Source organism: Rhodococcus spongiicola, assembly GCF_004011835.1.
Taxonomy (GTDB): domain Bacteria; phylum Actinomycetota; class Actinomycetes; order Mycobacteriales; family Mycobacteriaceae; genus Prescottella; species Prescottella spongiicola.
This window is the reverse complement of sequence record NZ_RKLN01000001.1, coordinates 857,690-873,152: the sequence shown is the minus strand read 5'-3', so window position 1 is coordinate 873,152 and position 15,463 is coordinate 857,690. Positions and strand designations below refer to the sequence as shown.

At 66.1% G+C, this 15,463-nt stretch carries 16 protein-coding genes; 8 read left to right on the top strand and 8 right to left on the bottom strand.

Annotation, left to right across the window (positions count from 1 at the left end; all coding sequences use genetic code 11):
- The first annotated feature begins 4 nt into the window (after window positions 1-4).
- Window positions 5-1,159: an acetyl-CoA C-acetyltransferase gene (locus tag EF834_RS04040; RefSeq protein ID WP_127945899.1), complete on the top strand. Its 1,155-nt coding sequence runs from the start codon at window positions 5-7 to the stop codon at window positions 1,157-1,159.
- 4 nt (window positions 1,160-1,163) lie between these two features.
- On the opposite strand, the gene EF834_RS04035 is transcribed toward EF834_RS04040, so the two are convergent.
- Complete coding sequence (locus tag EF834_RS04035) at window positions 1,164-2,078, bottom strand: bile acid:sodium symporter family protein (RefSeq protein WP_127945898.1); 915 nt, start codon at window positions 2,076-2,078, stop codon at window positions 1,164-1,166.
- A gap of 213 nt (window positions 2,079-2,291) precedes the next feature.
- Between EF834_RS04035 and EF834_RS04030 the strand changes: the two genes are divergently transcribed.
- From EF834_RS04030 to EF834_RS04005, 6 genes are all read left to right on the top strand, one after another.
- Complete coding sequence (locus tag EF834_RS04030) at window positions 2,292-2,576, top strand: DUF2277 domain-containing protein (protein WP_127945897.1); 285 nt, start codon at window positions 2,292-2,294, stop codon at window positions 2,574-2,576.
- A gap of 70 nt (window positions 2,577-2,646) precedes the next feature.
- Window positions 2,647-3,207, top strand: coding sequence for a sugar O-acetyltransferase (locus EF834_RS04025; RefSeq protein ID WP_127945896.1), 561 nt, complete (start codon window positions 2,647-2,649; stop codon window positions 3,205-3,207).
- A 425-nt stretch (window positions 3,208-3,632) separates the two neighbouring features.
- Window positions 3,633-4,706: a hypothetical protein gene (locus EF834_RS04020; protein WP_127945895.1), complete on the top strand. Its 1,074-nt coding sequence runs from the start codon at window positions 3,633-3,635 to the stop codon at window positions 4,704-4,706.
- A 52-nt stretch (window positions 4,707-4,758) separates the two neighbouring features.
- Window positions 4,759-6,069, top strand: a complete 1,311-nt coding sequence (locus EF834_RS04015) for a hypothetical protein (RefSeq protein WP_127945894.1) — start codon at window positions 4,759-4,761, stop codon at window positions 6,067-6,069.
- A complete protein-coding gene (locus EF834_RS04010; RefSeq protein ID WP_127945893.1) occupies window positions 6,069-6,842 on the top strand; it encodes a hypothetical protein in 774 nt (257 codons plus the stop codon). The genes EF834_RS04015 and EF834_RS04010 overlap by 1 nt, the downstream gene beginning before the upstream one ends.
- Window positions 6,843-6,920: 78 nt before the next feature.
- Window positions 6,921-7,925, top strand: coding sequence for an acyl-CoA dehydrogenase family protein (locus EF834_RS04005; RefSeq protein ID WP_206615168.1), 1,005 nt, complete (start codon window positions 6,921-6,923; stop codon window positions 7,923-7,925).
- Here EF834_RS04005 and EF834_RS04000 read toward each other — a convergent pair.
- A complete protein-coding gene (locus EF834_RS04000) occupies window positions 7,922-8,458 on the bottom strand; it encodes a LiaF domain-containing protein (protein WP_127945892.1) in 537 nt (178 codons plus the stop codon). The genes EF834_RS04005 and EF834_RS04000 overlap by 4 nt on opposite strands.
- Window positions 8,459-8,897: 439 nt before the next feature.
- Between EF834_RS04000 and EF834_RS03995 the strand changes: the two genes are divergently transcribed.
- Window positions 8,898-9,833, top strand: a complete 936-nt coding sequence (locus EF834_RS03995) for an NAD-dependent epimerase/dehydratase family protein (protein WP_127945891.1) — start codon at window positions 8,898-8,900, stop codon at window positions 9,831-9,833.
- Window positions 9,834-9,903: 70 nt separating this feature from the next.
- Here the strand turns inward: EF834_RS03995 and EF834_RS03990 are convergent, their stop codons facing one another.
- The 6 genes from EF834_RS03990 to ipdA all read right to left on the bottom strand — a co-directional run bounded on the left by EF834_RS03990 (window position 9,904) and on the right by ipdA (window position 15,454).
- Entirely contained in the window at window positions 9,904-10,677 is a 774-nt protein-coding gene (locus tag EF834_RS03990) for a hypothetical protein (protein WP_127945890.1), read from the bottom strand.
- A gap of 754 nt (window positions 10,678-11,431) precedes the next feature.
- A complete protein-coding gene (locus EF834_RS03985; protein ID WP_127945889.1) occupies window positions 11,432-11,752 on the bottom strand; it encodes a hypothetical protein in 321 nt (106 codons plus the stop codon).
- 257 nt (window positions 11,753-12,009) lie between these two features.
- Window positions 12,010-12,324, bottom strand: coding sequence for a hypothetical protein (locus tag EF834_RS03980; RefSeq protein WP_127945888.1), 315 nt, complete (start codon window positions 12,322-12,324; stop codon window positions 12,010-12,012).
- 414 nt (window positions 12,325-12,738) lie between these two features.
- Window positions 12,739-13,803 carry an NAD(P)H-dependent flavin oxidoreductase gene (locus EF834_RS03975; protein ID WP_127945887.1) on the bottom strand — a complete coding sequence of 355 codons (1,065 nt, stop codon included), beginning with the start codon at window positions 13,801-13,803 and terminating at the stop codon, window positions 12,739-12,741.
- Entirely contained in the window at window positions 13,800-14,573 is a 774-nt protein-coding gene (gene ipdB / locus EF834_RS03970) for a cholesterol ring-cleaving hydrolase subunit IpdB (RefSeq protein ID WP_127945886.1), read from the bottom strand. The genes EF834_RS03975 and ipdB overlap by 4 nt, the downstream gene beginning before the upstream one ends.
- The gene (gene ipdA / locus EF834_RS03965) at window positions 14,570-15,454 is read right to left on the bottom strand and encodes a cholesterol ring-cleaving hydrolase subunit IpdA (RefSeq protein ID WP_206615167.1); all 885 of its coding nucleotides are present in this window, start codon (window positions 15,452-15,454) and stop codon (window positions 14,570-14,572) included. Before ipdA ends, ipdB begins: the two co-directional genes overlap by 4 nt.
- Window positions 15,455-15,463: the final 9 nt, after the last annotated feature.

Below are 15,463 nucleotides of genomic sequence, written 5' to 3'. Positions count from 1 at the left end.
GTCCATGCCCGAGGTTTACATAGTCGACGCCATCCGCACCCCGATCGGCAAGAAGAACGGTGGCCTTGCCCCGGTCCACCCGATCGACCTTGGCGCGCACATCATCAAGGCACTCGTCGAGCGCACCGGTGTCGATCCGGCCAACGTCGACGACGTCATCTTCGGTTGTGTCGATGCGATCGGCGGACAGGCCGGCAACATCGCGCGCATGTCGTGGCTGGCGGCAGGCCTGCCCCAGCATGTCCCGGGCGTGACGGTCGACCGCCAGTGCGGCTCGAGCCAGCAGGCCCTCCAGTTCGGCGCACAGGCGATCCTGGCCGGCACCGCGGACCTGATCGTCGCCGGTGGTGTCCAGAACATGAGCCAGATCCCGATCTCGGCCGCCATGATCGTGGGCAAGGAGTTCGGCTTCAGCACCCCGACCGCCGAGTCGAAGGGCTGGACCGAACGCTACGGCGGCGAGGAGGTCTCGCAGTTCCGCGGCGCCGAGATGATCGCCGACAAGTGGGACATCAGCCGCGAGGAGCTCGAGAAGTGGGCGTTGCGGAGCCACGAGCGTGCCAAGGCCGCAATCGCGGAGGGCCGCTTCGACAACGAGATCGTGCCGGTCGGTGACTTCACCACCGACGAGGGCCCGCGCGAGACGAGCCTCGAGAAGATGGCCGGCTTGAACGTGTTGGTCGAGGGCGGTCGCATGACTGCCGCCGTCGCCAGCCAGATCTCCGACGGGGCCAGCGCCCTGCTGCTCGCGTCGGAAGAGGCCGTGAAGAAGTACGGCTTGAAGCCGCGCGCCCGCATCCATCACGTCAGTGCCCGCGGAGACGACCCGATCTTCATGCTGAGCGCGCCGATCCCGGCCACCCAGCACGCGCTCGAGAAGACCGGCCTCACCCTCGACGACATCGACCTGGTCGAGATCAACGAGGCTTTCGCTCCCGTCGTGCTCGCGTGGATCAAGGAGCTGGGGGCCGATCCGGCCAAGGTCAACGTCAACGGCGGTGCGATCGCCCTCGGTCACCCGCTCGGTGCGACCGGCACCAAATTGATGGCGACGCTGCTCAACGAGCTCGAGCGCACTAACGGTCGCTATGGCCTGCAGACGATCTGCGAGGGCGGCGGCACCGCGAACGTCACGATCATCGAGCGCATCCAGGGCTGACGAGCTAGCCCGCTTCCGTTGCCCTCTCGGCGCTCTCACGGGCCGGGAGGGCATCGCTCGTTTCGGCCCGTCTCCGGGCGATCAGCCATCCGACGGCAGCGGCGGCCGGGAACATCACCACTCCGTAGACGGCGCCGGGGATCGCCATGTCGACGCTGTCGAGGACACTGATCGCGATCGCGATCGCGAGGGCGCTGTTGTGGATGCCGATTTCCATCGAGCACGCGATGGACTGGCGCTTGTCGGCGCCCAGGAGCTTCGGAATCCAGTAGCCGACAGTCAGGCTCGCGAGGCAGAACAGTAGCGTGATCATGCCGACGTCGGCGATGTAGCTGCCGACGTTCTCGCGTTCGGCCACGATGGTGCCGACGATGACGAGCATCAGTACGACCGCCGACGCGATCCGCACGGGGCGATCCATGCGCTGGGCGAAGACGGCGCGCTTGGCCCGCACCAGCATTCCGATGGCGACGGGAATGAGCACGATTGCGAACACCTGCAGGACCTTGGTGAACTGCATGCCCACCGAGGTCCCGGTGTCGGGGTCGAAGTAGCCGAGTGCGAAGTTCGTGACGATCGGAAGTGTCACGACCGCGATCACCGAGTTGACAGCGGTGAGTGTGATGTTCAGCGCGACGTCACCGCGGAAGAGGTGGCTGAACAGGTTCGCCGTGGTGCCGCCGGGCGAGGCGGCGAGCACCATCATGCCCACCGCGAGCAGCGGTGGCAGATCGAACAGCAGCACCAGCCCGAACGCGACCGCGGGCAGGATCAGCAATTGGCATGCCAGCGCGATCGAGACGACGCGGGGGTGTCGTGCGACGCGGACGAAGTCGGCGACCGTCAGTGACAGGCCGAGTCCGAACATGATGATCGCGAGCGCGGCCGGTAGGGCCACGGTGGCCAGGGCTGAGTCCATGATTTTCGCCGTTCCTCGTGTACGGGTGTGCCGCGCACAGTAGCGACGAATTCGTGGCGGGAAGACTGGAATGCCCGAATATCAACGGTGCGAGTCGGATTCGGACATGTCGTAATCGAGCATCGCCTGGTACCCGGGTCATCAGCAGTGCAGCCGGTGAGGTTGCCTCCGGAACGCTTCCGGACGCCGTTTCGCGGGACTACCGTTCGAGGCATGTGCCGAAACATCACGGAGCTGCGCGGGCTCGAACCGGCAGCCACCACAGAGGAGATCGAAGCCGCTGCCCGGCAGTACGTGCGCAAGGTCAGCGGCATCCAGAAACTCTCGGACTCCAACCGGACCGCCTTCGAGAAGGCCGTCGAGGAGGTCGCAGCGACGACGGTTGAACTGCTCGCAGCCCTGCCATCGCGCCGGCAGCCGCCGAAGACCGTCCCGCCGCTGCGACGGCCCGAGGTACGGGAGCGGATCGCCGCACGCGGTACGACCACGGCTTCCTGACGGCTTCGAAGGTGCCCGTGTGCGGGTCGAGTTGAACGACAGGTGGCCGCACCAACTAACGTCGCGCGTTGTGAGTGAACAGCGTGAACGCATGCTGCGTGGAGAGTTGTACCGCGACAGTGATGGTGATCTGGTTGCCGATCGCAAGGCGTGTCAGCGACTGCTCGACAAATTCAATGCCACTCTTGCCGACGAGGATGATCTGCGGCGGGCCTTGCTGGATGACCTCCTAGGTTCGCTGGGTGCCGGATCGTGGATCATGCCGCGGTTCCAATGTGACTACGGTCGATACATTCACATCGGCGCGAACAGTTTTCTCAACTACGACGCGATCCTGATGGACTGTGCGCCCATCACGATCGGAGATGACGTCTCGATCGGGCCCAGGACGCAGCTCCTGACCGCCCTTCATCCGATGGCCGACCATGAAGCCCGACGACAGCGGTGGGAGACGGCTGCGCCGATCACCATTGGCAACAATGTCTGGATGGGCGGCGGCGTCACGGTCTGCCCAGGGGTGACCGTCGGCGACAACACCACGATCGGGGCAGGCAGCATCGTGACGAAGGACGTGCCGGGGCACGTCTTCGCTGCAGGGAATCCCTGTCGGGTGGTCAGACCGCTGCCATGAGACGGATACTGCAACGCCGAGTTTCAGCGGGTCGCCGATATTCGCAACCCCTGGTGACGGGCTCTGACGTGGCGCGGCGAGCTCGTCCTACACGTTCGGCGACCGCGGACCAATGCAAGTCGGCTGCTCCGGCGCCGTCGAGGGGCGCCTCGAGTGCGTGGGCCCGGCCCGTGTAAAGTGCCCGACGCAAGGGTCTGGCCTGGGGCCTCGGGTCGACGGGATAGACATTATCGAGACGGGGGCAGCGTTGTTGCCGAGGGGGATTGGCGGGTGTTCAACTGCCCGCGTGGGCGGCGCTTCGCTCGTTCGCCACGTCCATCCCTCCTTCATCGCGAACCACCGAACGTCTCCTTTCTTCGGCGCGCTGCTCCCGCAGGTCGGACCGACCGAGACTATGTCCAGAACAGCGAGGGGGAATCCCATAGATGGGTAAGCACCACAAGGCGAATGCGGGGAAGATAGCGCGCGTAGCAATCGTTCCGTCCGCTGCGGCCGCCGTGATCGTGGCCGCCTCCGGCACAGCACAGGCGGCACCGAACCAACTGCCCTCGCAGGGTGGTGTCACATCCGCCCCCGAGACGCAGGGCGGCGTGACATCGGCTCCGTCGACGCAGGGCGGCGTCACCTCGGTGCCCGAGCAGCCTGAGCCCCTGTACTGGGTCGAACCGCCGGCCCAGTATCAGAACATCGAATACCAGCCGCTCGAGAACTACGACTACGAGACCAACACCTACGACGCACCCGACGACTACCAGGTCGCACCCATCCAGATCCAGGAACTGCACCTGCCGACGCAGGTAGAGCCCACCGCGCCGATCATCGCTCCGCGTGACACGCTGCGTCTGGGCACTCACCATGCGTCGCAGCCCAACTGGGTCACCGACGGCGACCTCGCCCGTACCAACAACACCTCCGCCGTCATCGAGGCCGAAGTATCGAACTTCTGGCGTTCGGTCGGTGTCGAGACCAGCCGCGCCGACCGGGTCGCCGCGGGAGGGCTCGGAGGCGCTACAGCCGGTGCGGTCGCATTCGGCACCGGGTTCGCGTTGGCTGGTGCAGCGGTCGGCGGAGCCGCGACTCTTGGCAATCCCGTCGGTATTGCCGCCGGTGCGGCGATCGCAGGCATCCCCGCGGCTCTGGCGTTTGGCGCCGTGGGCGCTTCGGTCGGTACCGCCGTGGGCGCCGGCGATCTCGGCGAGCCGAAGGACCTGGCGATCCCGGACATCGACAAGCCGGGGATCCAGGAGTGGACGGAGGAGACCCTCGCGCAGTGGGACGCCATCCCTGGCCTCAATCTGGCCGCGTCGGCGGCACGCGGCATCGTCGCTATCGCGCCCGAAGTGGACCGTCAGGCAAGAGATTTGGTTGCATCAGTGCCCGGCGGTGACCAGTTCCTCGAGGATGTGGACGAGCGTCTGGAGACGTTCTACACCGAATCGTCCGTCGGTCTCGCATCGCAAATGATCAGCGACGCCGTAGGTACCGGCACCCAGGCATGAGACAGGTGGGGCGGGCCCGGTCGCGGGTCCGCCCCATCCCGCAGGAGGACACATGGCGACGGACAACCGGATCGGTCACTCACTGTTTCCGGACGTGACCGAGCACTACGAACGGGCCTCGGTCACCGAGGAATCCGCGCCGCAGCAATCTCTAGCCGAAGCGCCGGTCGAGCCATCTCCGGTTCCGGACGTCGCGTCGGCGCCGGTCCCGGTTGTCGAGCAACATCCTGCTCCGGACATCGATCCGACCCCGGTTCCCGATGTCGAGCCGGCCTGGGGCGTGTTGCCGGCTGACCCGCGGATCGACGTCGTCAACCCCCAACCCCAACAGACCTCGGACCTGCCCGCCGATTTCGACCAGATGCCGACGTGGCTGGTCGCTCCAGAATCACCGGCCCCTGAGCGGAAGCAGCGTCGGGCACGCAAGGAGCGTAAGGCGCGCAAGGAGCGTAAGGCGCGCAAGGAACCTAAGGCGCCGACGGAGCGCACGGCGCCCATGGCGTCGACGGAGCGCACGGCGCCCATGCCGCCGACCGTGCCCGCGGCGCCCATGCCGCCGACGGAGCGAACGGAACCCACGGAGCGCACGGCGCCCATGCCGCCGACCGTGCCCGCGGCGCCCATGCCGCCGACGGAGCGCACGGAACCCACGGAGCGCACGGCGCCCATGCCGCCGACCGTGCCCGCGGCGCCCATGCCGCCGACGGAGCGCACGGAGCCCACGGAGCGCACGGCGCCTACCGAGCCCACGGAGCGCACGGCGCCTACCGAGCCCATGGTGCACACCGAGCCCATTGCGCCCACGGAGCCCAAGGAGCGCGCGGCGGAGAAGAACACATCCGACCGCAGGAAGCCCCTGTTGATCGGCGCGCTTGCGGTTTCGCTTCTCGCGATAGCTACGACAGCCATCGTCGTCCTAGGCGGGGACGACGAGGTGACCGGCGGTACGCCGAATCCGGAAGCTGACGCGTTCGCGACGCAGGCGGCGCCGCCGGCAGCCTCGGACTCTGCCTGGTGTGAGGAATCGGCATCCGGTGGGCGCAGCGTCGGCCGCGGTCCCGGCAGCACTTCCGACGGCCCCGGCGTCATCCGGGCCTTCGACCACGCTTACTACGTCGAACGGGACGGCGCCCGTGTCGCGTCGCTCATGGTCGCCCCGAGCGCTGTTCCCGACATCCAGAAGTGGATCGACGGCGTCCCGCTCGGCACCGAGCACTGTGTCACCATCACATCAACCCCGGATCCGAACGTGTTTGCCGTCGAACTCGGCCTGCGAGGAGCAACCGAGGGCGTCATCCTGCAGCGGATCACTGTCGCCCCGTCGCCCGAGGGATACAAGATCGCGAAGGTGGAGGACGCGTAGTGAGCAATGTGGTCTCGCTACGCCGGGTGCCGAACATGCCGGAGCCCGAGCGAGTATCCGCGTTGGTCGTTGCGGGATCGGGGGGCGCGGCGACCACCACGACGGCCTACGGGCTCGCGACCGCACTGCGGCTCGGAACCGGGCTGGAGGTTTCGGCCGTCGACTCCACCAGCGATGGCGGAAATCTGCTGTCCCGGACGGGATTCGAGGCCGTCGACTCGGTGCGGTCCATTCGGCAATTCGAGTCCCGCATGGCACTGACGTCGGCGGGTGCCGTGGTGGTCGGCAGCAGCGACGGGCAGCCCAGCGATCCGGCGATCGTCGACGAGCTCCTCGCGGCCCGTCACAGCGCGCGTGTCCACGACGTCGGCACGGCTCTTCGTTCGACACGGCTGGCCCCGCTGATTCGGTCCGGTGCCGCTCTGGTGATGGTGGCCCCCGCGCGCTCCGAACCGCTCAGCCGCATGCGCGACGCCCTCACATGGGTGGTGTCGGCATACGGCCCGCAGGTACTCGGCGAGGCGATCGTCGTCGTCTCGCATCAGCTCCCCGATTCACCGGTCGACCTCGGTCCGATCCGAGGCGCCCTGTCGCCGCGGGTCGCGGGATTCGTCGAGGTTCCATTCGACCCGGCCCTCGCCCAGCCCGGCGTGTTGGATCACCGCAGGCTCGCGCCACCAACCATCGACGCGTGGGCGGACGCGTTGGAAGTGATCGGCGGGCTCCTCTCGAGCGCAGACCGCCGATCCCGAGCGGACAGCGAGCTCGCCTAGCCTCGATCTGTCGTCGGTCATGTCCGTCGGCTGCTCGCGCCTCGGCGGCTACCGCGCTTCGGCGTTACCCTCGAGAGGGTGACCAACTGGACTGACATGGCGCACGAAATCGCCGACAACATCCTGTTCCCGGTCGCCGGTCGCGTCGACGCCGACGGACAGATCCCGGAGAGTCATTTCGAGGTCCTCGCCGACCACGGCTTCTACGGTCTCGCCGCGGCCGACGAGACGGAGGTGACGCCATCCGTGCTGGTCGAGGTGGTCGAGACGCTCTGCGGTGGGTGCCTCGCCACCGGTTTCACGTGGATACAGCACTTCGGGCCGGCCGCGGTGATCGCCAATTCACCCAACTCTGATCTACGCGAGCGGTACCTCGCAGGTCTCCTGGACGGCACCATCCGGGCGGGAGGCTCGAACGCCGGCGCGATTCCGGTGCCGCCGCTGCTGTGGGCTCGCCGCGGCGACGACGGCTACGTGCTCGACGGGTTCGCGCCGTTCGTGACCGGGTGGGGCATGATCGATCTGCTCATGGTGTTGGCGCGCGACGAGGTCGACAACTCCATCGTGCAGGCCTTCATTCCCACCGACTCGCTGCCGGGCCTCTCCGCTGAACTACTGCCCCTGATCGCTGCGCGAGGTTCCAACACCGTGCGCCTGTCGTTCGACGGTGTGACCGTGCCCCGCGAAATGGTTGCGGCTTCCCTCACCCCGGAGGAGTTCGCGGAGGGCCAGCCGTTCGTGATGTGGCTGGGCGGGTGCGCGGCCATGGGCATCACGCGACGTGCCATCACCGAACTGAAGGCCCTTTGCGCCGACGCCGAACCGTTCGAGAAGCAGGTGGCGCAGGCGCGCCTGGACCTCGATGCGGCCCTCGAAGGACGAGCGGAGATCGCCGACGCACGAGCGTGCGCCTCGGCGCTGGCGGTCCGGACGGCGACTGCCCTCGTCACCGCGAAAGGCGGTTCCTCGGCCGTTGCCGGGAACACTGCGGAACGTCTTATGCGGGAGGCGACGTTCACGCTGGTCATAGCCGGGCGGCCCACCATCAAGTCGGCGTTGCTGAAGCGGCTCAGCCACGACTAGCGAGTGCGCACCTTCAGGTCGCCGAACACCGAGTACGACTTGATCCGGATAGTCGGAGCGCCGGGGCCGGGAGCCTGTGCACCGGAATCGAACTCGCGGTCACCGAAGAGGTGGAACCCATCCAACTCGACGTGCACGCCCTCCGGAACGGTGACGGTGCTGTCTCCGAACACTGAGATGAGGGTGATCGTCGAGACCCGGGCACCGATCACCGCCGACCTGAGGTTGAGCTTCAGATCCCCGAACACGAGCAGCACTGATGTCTTCACTGCGAGTGACCAACGCCCGGAACGCTTGACGTCCCCGAAGACCCCGACGATGGTCGACTGAGGTGCCGACACTGGCGCCATCGCGACACCGACAGAAGCCAGCTCGCGGAGACGCTCGATACCGATGTCACGCGACCACACGACCGCGGCCTGCTCCGAGTACTCCTCCAGGGTCAGCCGCCCTTTTCCCACCGCCACTTCGAGGCGGGCTTGTACGGATTCACGGAGTCGGTCGATTTCGTGGCTGTCTCCTGCGGCAGTCATGGCCAGACTGTAATCGACGAATCAATCGTGTCGGCGCGCTCGTCCGAGCAGGGTCCCAGAGGTCGATGCTCAGACCGCGCTCGGCACAGCCGCTCATACCCTGAGGTCGGCGACGCAAGCGAGCAAGCCGACCATCCGTCGCTCATAATCGTCTGGGCCCCATCCGCGTTCGCCGATGAGCAGGATGTGGGTCTCGGGGGTCAGAAACGTCAGCCCGATGTCGACGCAGCGCTCGCTGTCGAGGTGGTCGACCCTGTCGGCGAGAGTGATCGTCAGGTGTGGAGCACACGGGGGCGGCGCGGTCGGGTCAGGATCTTCTGCCGCGGCGGCGTCTTGTCGTCCTCACTCGGTCGTCCTGACTCGCCGTTGTCGCGTACTGAAGTCGAGGTCTAGAATTTCGCACCGGAGTTATTCTCTGGTGCGCTCGGAGGCGGTCGGGATGACGCAATCAGTGTTGGTCCTCGGTGGGTCCGGGGCAGCAGGAAAGCACCTGGTCAAGATACTGCGGGCGGCGGGCATCGAGGCGCTGGCGGCGGGTCGCGACCGGGCGCGCGCGGACCGGGTGATCGACCTATCCGATCCCTCATCCTTGTCCACCGGTTTGGACGGGGTGTCCGTAGTGGTGAACTGCTCGGGTATCGAGGATCCCACCGTGGCGGCGGCCGCCGCCGTACGCGGGATCGCGTTCACGGACATCGCCTCCAACTACGACTACTTCCAGCAACTCGAGCAAGTGGATGGCCCTGTCCTGCTCGGCGTTGGGATCGCACCCGGGCTGACCACCCTGCTCGCTGTCGAGGCAGCTCGGGGCGGTGGGCCAGTGGACGTGGTGATCGGGTTCGGGGCGGGCGAGCTAGGTGGGCCTGCATCCGCGGAGTTCTTCGACGGGCTGAGCGGCAAGCGTTTCACGGACCCGGACGGGTCGCAGGTGCGGAACTACACCCGGCCCAAGCTTTTCAAACTTCCCGCGCAAGCGGGATACTCGCGATTTCCGGCGTTGCGAACAGACTTCGGCGACCAGAACCAGCTCACCGTAGACCTCGGCGTCCCGGTACGCAGCTACCTACGGCTCGATTCCCGGGTCGCCACCGTCAAGCTGGCCGCTCTCACTCTGATGCCGCGACTCGCGGCGATACTGCCGGACATGCCCGGCGGCGCCGTCTGGGTGATCGCGGCACATGGCGGCGCCGGGCAATGCTGTTGGGCTGCAAGTTACGGCCTGTACCGGGCAACGGCGGTCCTTGCGGCGGAGGTAGTGATGAGGCTTCTGCGTAATCCGATCGAGTCACCGACCTGGATACACGACTGGATCAAACTCGACGATCTGCGGGAGCCTCTCGAGAGCGCCGGCGTCGAGTTCGGCACCAGAATATAGGCGGCGGCACGGTAGCCGAGATGGGAACACCCAGGCACGGCGTGCCCGATCTCGGCCGACCGGGCCTCTCCTAGGACGAACCCAGCGAGCCTGTCGAGCCCGGCACGGGGGCAACCCACTTCCAGGTTGCGCAATCGGTTGTGATGAATTCGGTGTCGGTGGGTTCGATGATCACCGCCGACGCCACCTGCTCACCGGGTTCGGGCTCGTATGAGTAACCCGTCTCGAAATTCGGCCCTACTCGTTCCCAGGAACAGTCCTGGTCAATGAGCCCGGGATTCTGGTAGATGCCCGGCTCGACCTCGCCTGCTGCCACGTCGAAGACACCGGTCCCTTCAATGGTGGGCTTCCCGAGGCTGCCCGACGACCCTGACGAGCCAACCGATCCTGTCGAATGCGGCACGGGGGCAACCCACTCCCACGTCGCGCAACTGGCCGTGAAGAATTCGGTGTCGGTGGGTTCGATGATCACCGCCGTTCCGTACTGAAACGGACCAAAGGTATTGAGGAAGAACGATTGGTTAGCGATCGTTGGCCCTGCGCGGCCCGCAATGCACACCGTGTCCGGGAGGCCGGGGTTCTGATAGATGCCCGGCTTGACGGTGCCGAACAACCCGTTACCCACCGGGAAGGTGCCGTCCCCGGGAATGGTGGGCTTCCCGAGGCTGCCCGACGACCCGGCGCCGCCGAGACTTCCTATTGCGCCGATGCTTCCGAACCCGCCGGCACTTCCGAACCCACCGGCACTACCGAACAATCCTTGGGCGGATGCGACCCCACCCGCGGTGATGGCCAGTGTGAGGGCTGAGAGAGCTGCGATGATGCTCCTGGTTCCGTTTCGCACGTCGTCTTCTCCTAGATAATGGATGAGACTTCTTGGACGTCAGCAGAAAGCCTGTTCAACGGCAGAACCGTACAATCTAGATCCACCGCCGGGGCTCAAGACACCACGCGTGTCGGGAAATGAAGACGCCCGGCCGTCGCGGGGCCGGATGAGTCGCCGCAGGGGCGAGAACAGATGCCAACTCGACCCTTGCGCCCGTTCCAGACCCGATTCTCCCGAGACACCCCGCCGCTGCAACCCACCCCCGCGTGCGCGGAATTGCCGCGATAGCGGTACGTCCCAGCGCCCCATGTGAGCACCGCGCCATCGCCCAGGAAAAAGCTCCCGCCGACACTTCTTCCATATCAACCAGCGTCCGACTTTCGCTCCGCGGCAGCATAACCCATTTGACTACGAGCGAGCCTCGAGCACAGACAGGGTCGAGAAGTCCTCGGGATCGGGATCGCACAGGCATGCTACCGAAAGAGATGCGAGCGCCACAGGGAGCATCAAGGGGCCTATGACCATATCGAGCAGGCTGGGGTCTTGGTCTGCGACGGTGTCGGCGATCCGGCAGGGAGGTGCCGATGACCGCGCAGACGGAAAGTGGGATAGCTCGTCGTATCGAACACGTTGCGCGAAAATGGTTTCCATGGCACCAATTCCGATTTACCTGGCGAGCGCGCCGTGGGACCGGTCCAAGCCAACGCGAAACAGCGTGCCCGAAAGTGCTTCTGGCCCGACACCGTGATGGTGCCGGGCCAGGAAGGGGCGGTTAGGAACTGCCGAGGACGCTGAAGAAGCTAGCGCAAGCCTCGTTCATCGTTTGTAGGGAAAGGTCGTCGGTATCGGCAGCCACCTCGCACATCATCAAGAAATATGGGTAGAACACGGGCATCACGACGGAGCCTACGATATTTCCGAGCGAGCCGGGTGATTGGAATTCGCCGGTGTCAGCAATCGGTGCTGGCGACGTCATAGCGGACACGGCCTGGACGCTGGGCTCGACCGACGCAGCCTGGGCGATGCCGGATCCGCCGGCGACGAGTCCTGACGTGACAGCGACGACGGCCATCGCCTTCCGAATGAAGCTCACTGTGAGAATCCCTCCCTAGAGTGGACCGGACCGAGACCCGGTAGGGCTGTGGTGAATTGGCAACCCTATGGAAGGCTATCGACCCGTCGACAGGAGGCGTTAACAAAGGCGTTTCGGGCATGCCGGTTTCCACGGCAACGTAACCCATTGGCCTGGAGAGCGTACCGTGGGGCGGACCTGAACCAACACGAAGAAACACCGGGCCCGAAGATGCTTCTGGCCCGACACCGCGATGGTGCCGGGCCAGCAAGGGAGGGCTAGGAACTGCCGAACATGGTGCACGACGAGAAGAACCCCATCATATCCCACTCGTCGTAGTCATCGGTTACGGCGCATATCCCCCAAACAAGTGGGAGAACGAAGGGGAGCATCACGGAGCCTACGACCATGCCGAGCGAGGCGCGGACGCCGTCTGCGACGGTGTCGACGATCGTTTCTGTCGACGTCATGGCGGACACCGCCTGGATGCTGGGCTCGACCGACGCGGTGTTCGCCTGGGCGATACCAGATCCGCCGGCGACGAGTCCTAGAGTGACAGCGACAACGACTAGTGCTTTCTGAATGAAACCCATTGTGGGAATCCCTCCCTAGAGTGGACCGGACCGAGACCCGGTAGGGCTGTGGTGAATTGGCAACCCTATGGGGGGCTATCGATCCACCGACAGGAGGCGTTAACAAAGGCATTTCGGGCATGCCGTGCAATCAGCCAGGGAGGTGGCGATGACCGCGCAGACAGCAGACGGATACCACTGCACACCGAACACGTTGCACGACCATGGTATCCACGACGTCGCTGTCTGAGATATAAGGTCAGTGAAGAGCACCCAACGGCGGAACCGTACGGTCCAGATCCATCGATGGCACTCGAGTCACGGTGCGTATCGGAAACGGCCGAGAGCTCTCGAGCACGTGTGAACCTCGAACAGAAGGGACCCCTCGCGCGCGGGTAGCGCACGAGGGGTCCCTTCGATGCGGAGACGGGCCGGTCAGGCCCTGAGGTCTCCAAGCGCGTCGATCCGTGCCACGGCATCGGCCATGATCCGGTCGATGAGTTCCTTGCAGCTAGGGAGGTCGTCGATCATGCCGACCACCTGACCGGAGGCGAGGACGCCGGCTTCCGTGTTGCCTTCGACCAGGCCGGCCTTGAGCAGCATCGGGGTGTTGGCGGCCATGATGATCTGTTGCCACGTACGGTCGCTGGACCGCTTCATCGCCAGGCCGTCCTTGACCAGCGTGCTCCACTTCATGCCCGTCATGGACTTGAACTTCATGGCGTTCCGTGCCGCGGCGACGAGCCCCTTTGCGTAGCTGGACTTCTCGAGGGCGTTCACCAGGTCGGTGTTGAGCACGCGGTGCGGCATGCCGTCGACCTTGACGGACACCGTGGTGTCCTGCAGGCCCCGTTGAAGGTATTCCTGCTTGACCGAGTCCGGCACGGCCGAGTCGCTGGTGAGCAGGAAGCGAGTACCCATCGCCACCCCGGCGGCACCGTAGGACAGAGCCGCAGCCAGCCCCCGACCGTCGAAGAAGCCGCCACCGGCGACAACCGGGATGTCGACGGCGTCGAGAACGGACGGTAGCAGCAAAGTCGTTGCGACACCGCCGGTGTGGCCGCCACCCTCGCCGCCCTGCACGACGACGGCGTCGGCGCCCCACGAGGCAACCTTGACGGCGTGCTTCGCGGCACCGATCGACGGGATCACGACGATCCCGTTGTCCTTGAGCTTGGCGATGAGGTCCTTCTTGGGCGCGAGCGCAAACGAGGCGACCTTGACCTTCTCACGGATCAGCAGGTCGATACGCTCCTGCGCATCCGACGCGTCGGCGCGCATGTTCACACCGAACGGCTTGTCCGTCAGCTGCTTTGTCTTGGCGATCGCAGCCTCGAGCTCCGGGTAGGTCATCGTCGCCGACGCCAGGATTCCCAGGCCACCCGCGTTCGCCGTCGCGGAGGTCAAGCGCGGACCGGAGACCCAGCCCATGCCGGTCTGCACGATCGGGTGCTCGACACCCACGAGCTCGGTGAACGGGGTCTTCAGTAGTTGGGTCACGACGCCACCTCACGGTCACGCAGGTTCTTCGGATCGAGAACCTCACGGATGATGCGCAGCTCCTCGGCGGTGGGCTCGCGGGTGGTGCCCGCCGAGCCCAGTCCGGCCACCTCGAACGACGTATTCGATGCGACGTCCTCCGCAGTGACGCCCGGGTGCAGGGTCAGCGCGCGCAGCGTGCGGTCGGGGCCGCCGAAGTCGAACACCCCGAGGTTGGTGACGACGCGGTGCAGATGCAGGAACCTGAACGCAGGGTTCTGCGGGTCGACCTTGTCGTAGCCGACGCCCGAGACGACGTCGACCTTGTCGCAGAACACACGCGCGCTGTGCTTGCCCACCCAGTAGCTGGTGGCGTGGTTGATCGTGTTGCCCGGGGCGCCCCGGACACCGAACATCTGGCGGGTCGGGTGCTGCAGCGGCCCGAACGCCGACAGGTTCTGGTTGCCGAACTTGTCGATCTGGTTGGCGCCCATGACGACGTGGCGACGACCCGACGCGACGACGTCGAACACCTTGCGGAACGGCATCCAACCCTCGATGGGACCCTTCTTGCCCACGGGCGGGGTGTCCGCGAAGATCAGCGCCTCCCCGTCGGTGATGAGCAGATCCGGCTCGGAGGTCAGGCGGGCCAGGCGGGCGCCGATGAGAGGCAGCGTCGCCATCGGGCTGGCCATGATCTCGCCGGCACCGGAGAAGATCTCGGCGCACGCGATCGCGCAGTACTCGGCCCGCGTCACGGTGCCAGTGTCGGTGTTTTCCGTGGAGGTCATGCCTGCTGCTCCTCTGCGAACTTCTTGACGGCGGCCTGGTAGTCGTCCTCGGACTCGGACAGGAACCGGTCGACGAACGCCTGCCACGATTCGGGCGACTGCGCCGACTTCGCATAGTGGCGCTGGAACTTCTCGTCCCGGCCGTAGCTGTCGCCGGCCAGCGTGAAGTGGGCGCCGTTGGGGGCCTCGACGACACCGTCGACCATCATGCGGTTGAGGATCAGCTGCTGCAGCGGAACCTCCTTGACGAGCTGCTCGGTCTCGACGACTTTCTCGACGGAGACGTAGCGCTTCTCGGCGGCCAGGCAGTAGAGGTCGTCGAAGTACGGGTCGACGCCCTGGTAGCCCGCGTTGCCGTGGGCGTCACCGATGTTCAGGTGCACGAACGACGCGTCCAGGTTCAGTGCCGGCATCGCGACGAGCGTCTCGGCCTCGCCCGACGGGCCAGGGTACGGCGAGGTGACGGTCTTCAGCTCGTCGCCCCAGAAGTTCGGGACGTCCGAGCCGAGGCCCGCGCGGATCGGGAGGAAGGGCAGGCGGGCGGCCGCGGCCTCGAGGCCGCACTTGACCATGCCCTCGTCCATCTCGCGGACCTCGATCTCGCCACTGGTGCGGGCCTTGGCGAACCACGGGTCGTAGAACGGCGCCGAGTCGAGCGAGACGAAGCCGTAGTAGGCCTTCTTGACCTTGCCGGCCGAGCACAGCAGGCCCAGATCCGGTCCGCCGTAGGTGACGACGGTCAGGTCCTCGAGATCCGAACGCAGGATCGCGCGCACGAACGCCATCGGCTTGCGGCGTGAGCCCCATCCGCCGAGGCCGATCGTCATGCCACTGCGCAGTTCGCCGACGACCTCGTCGAGCGACATCCTCTTGTCACGCATAGTTTTCCA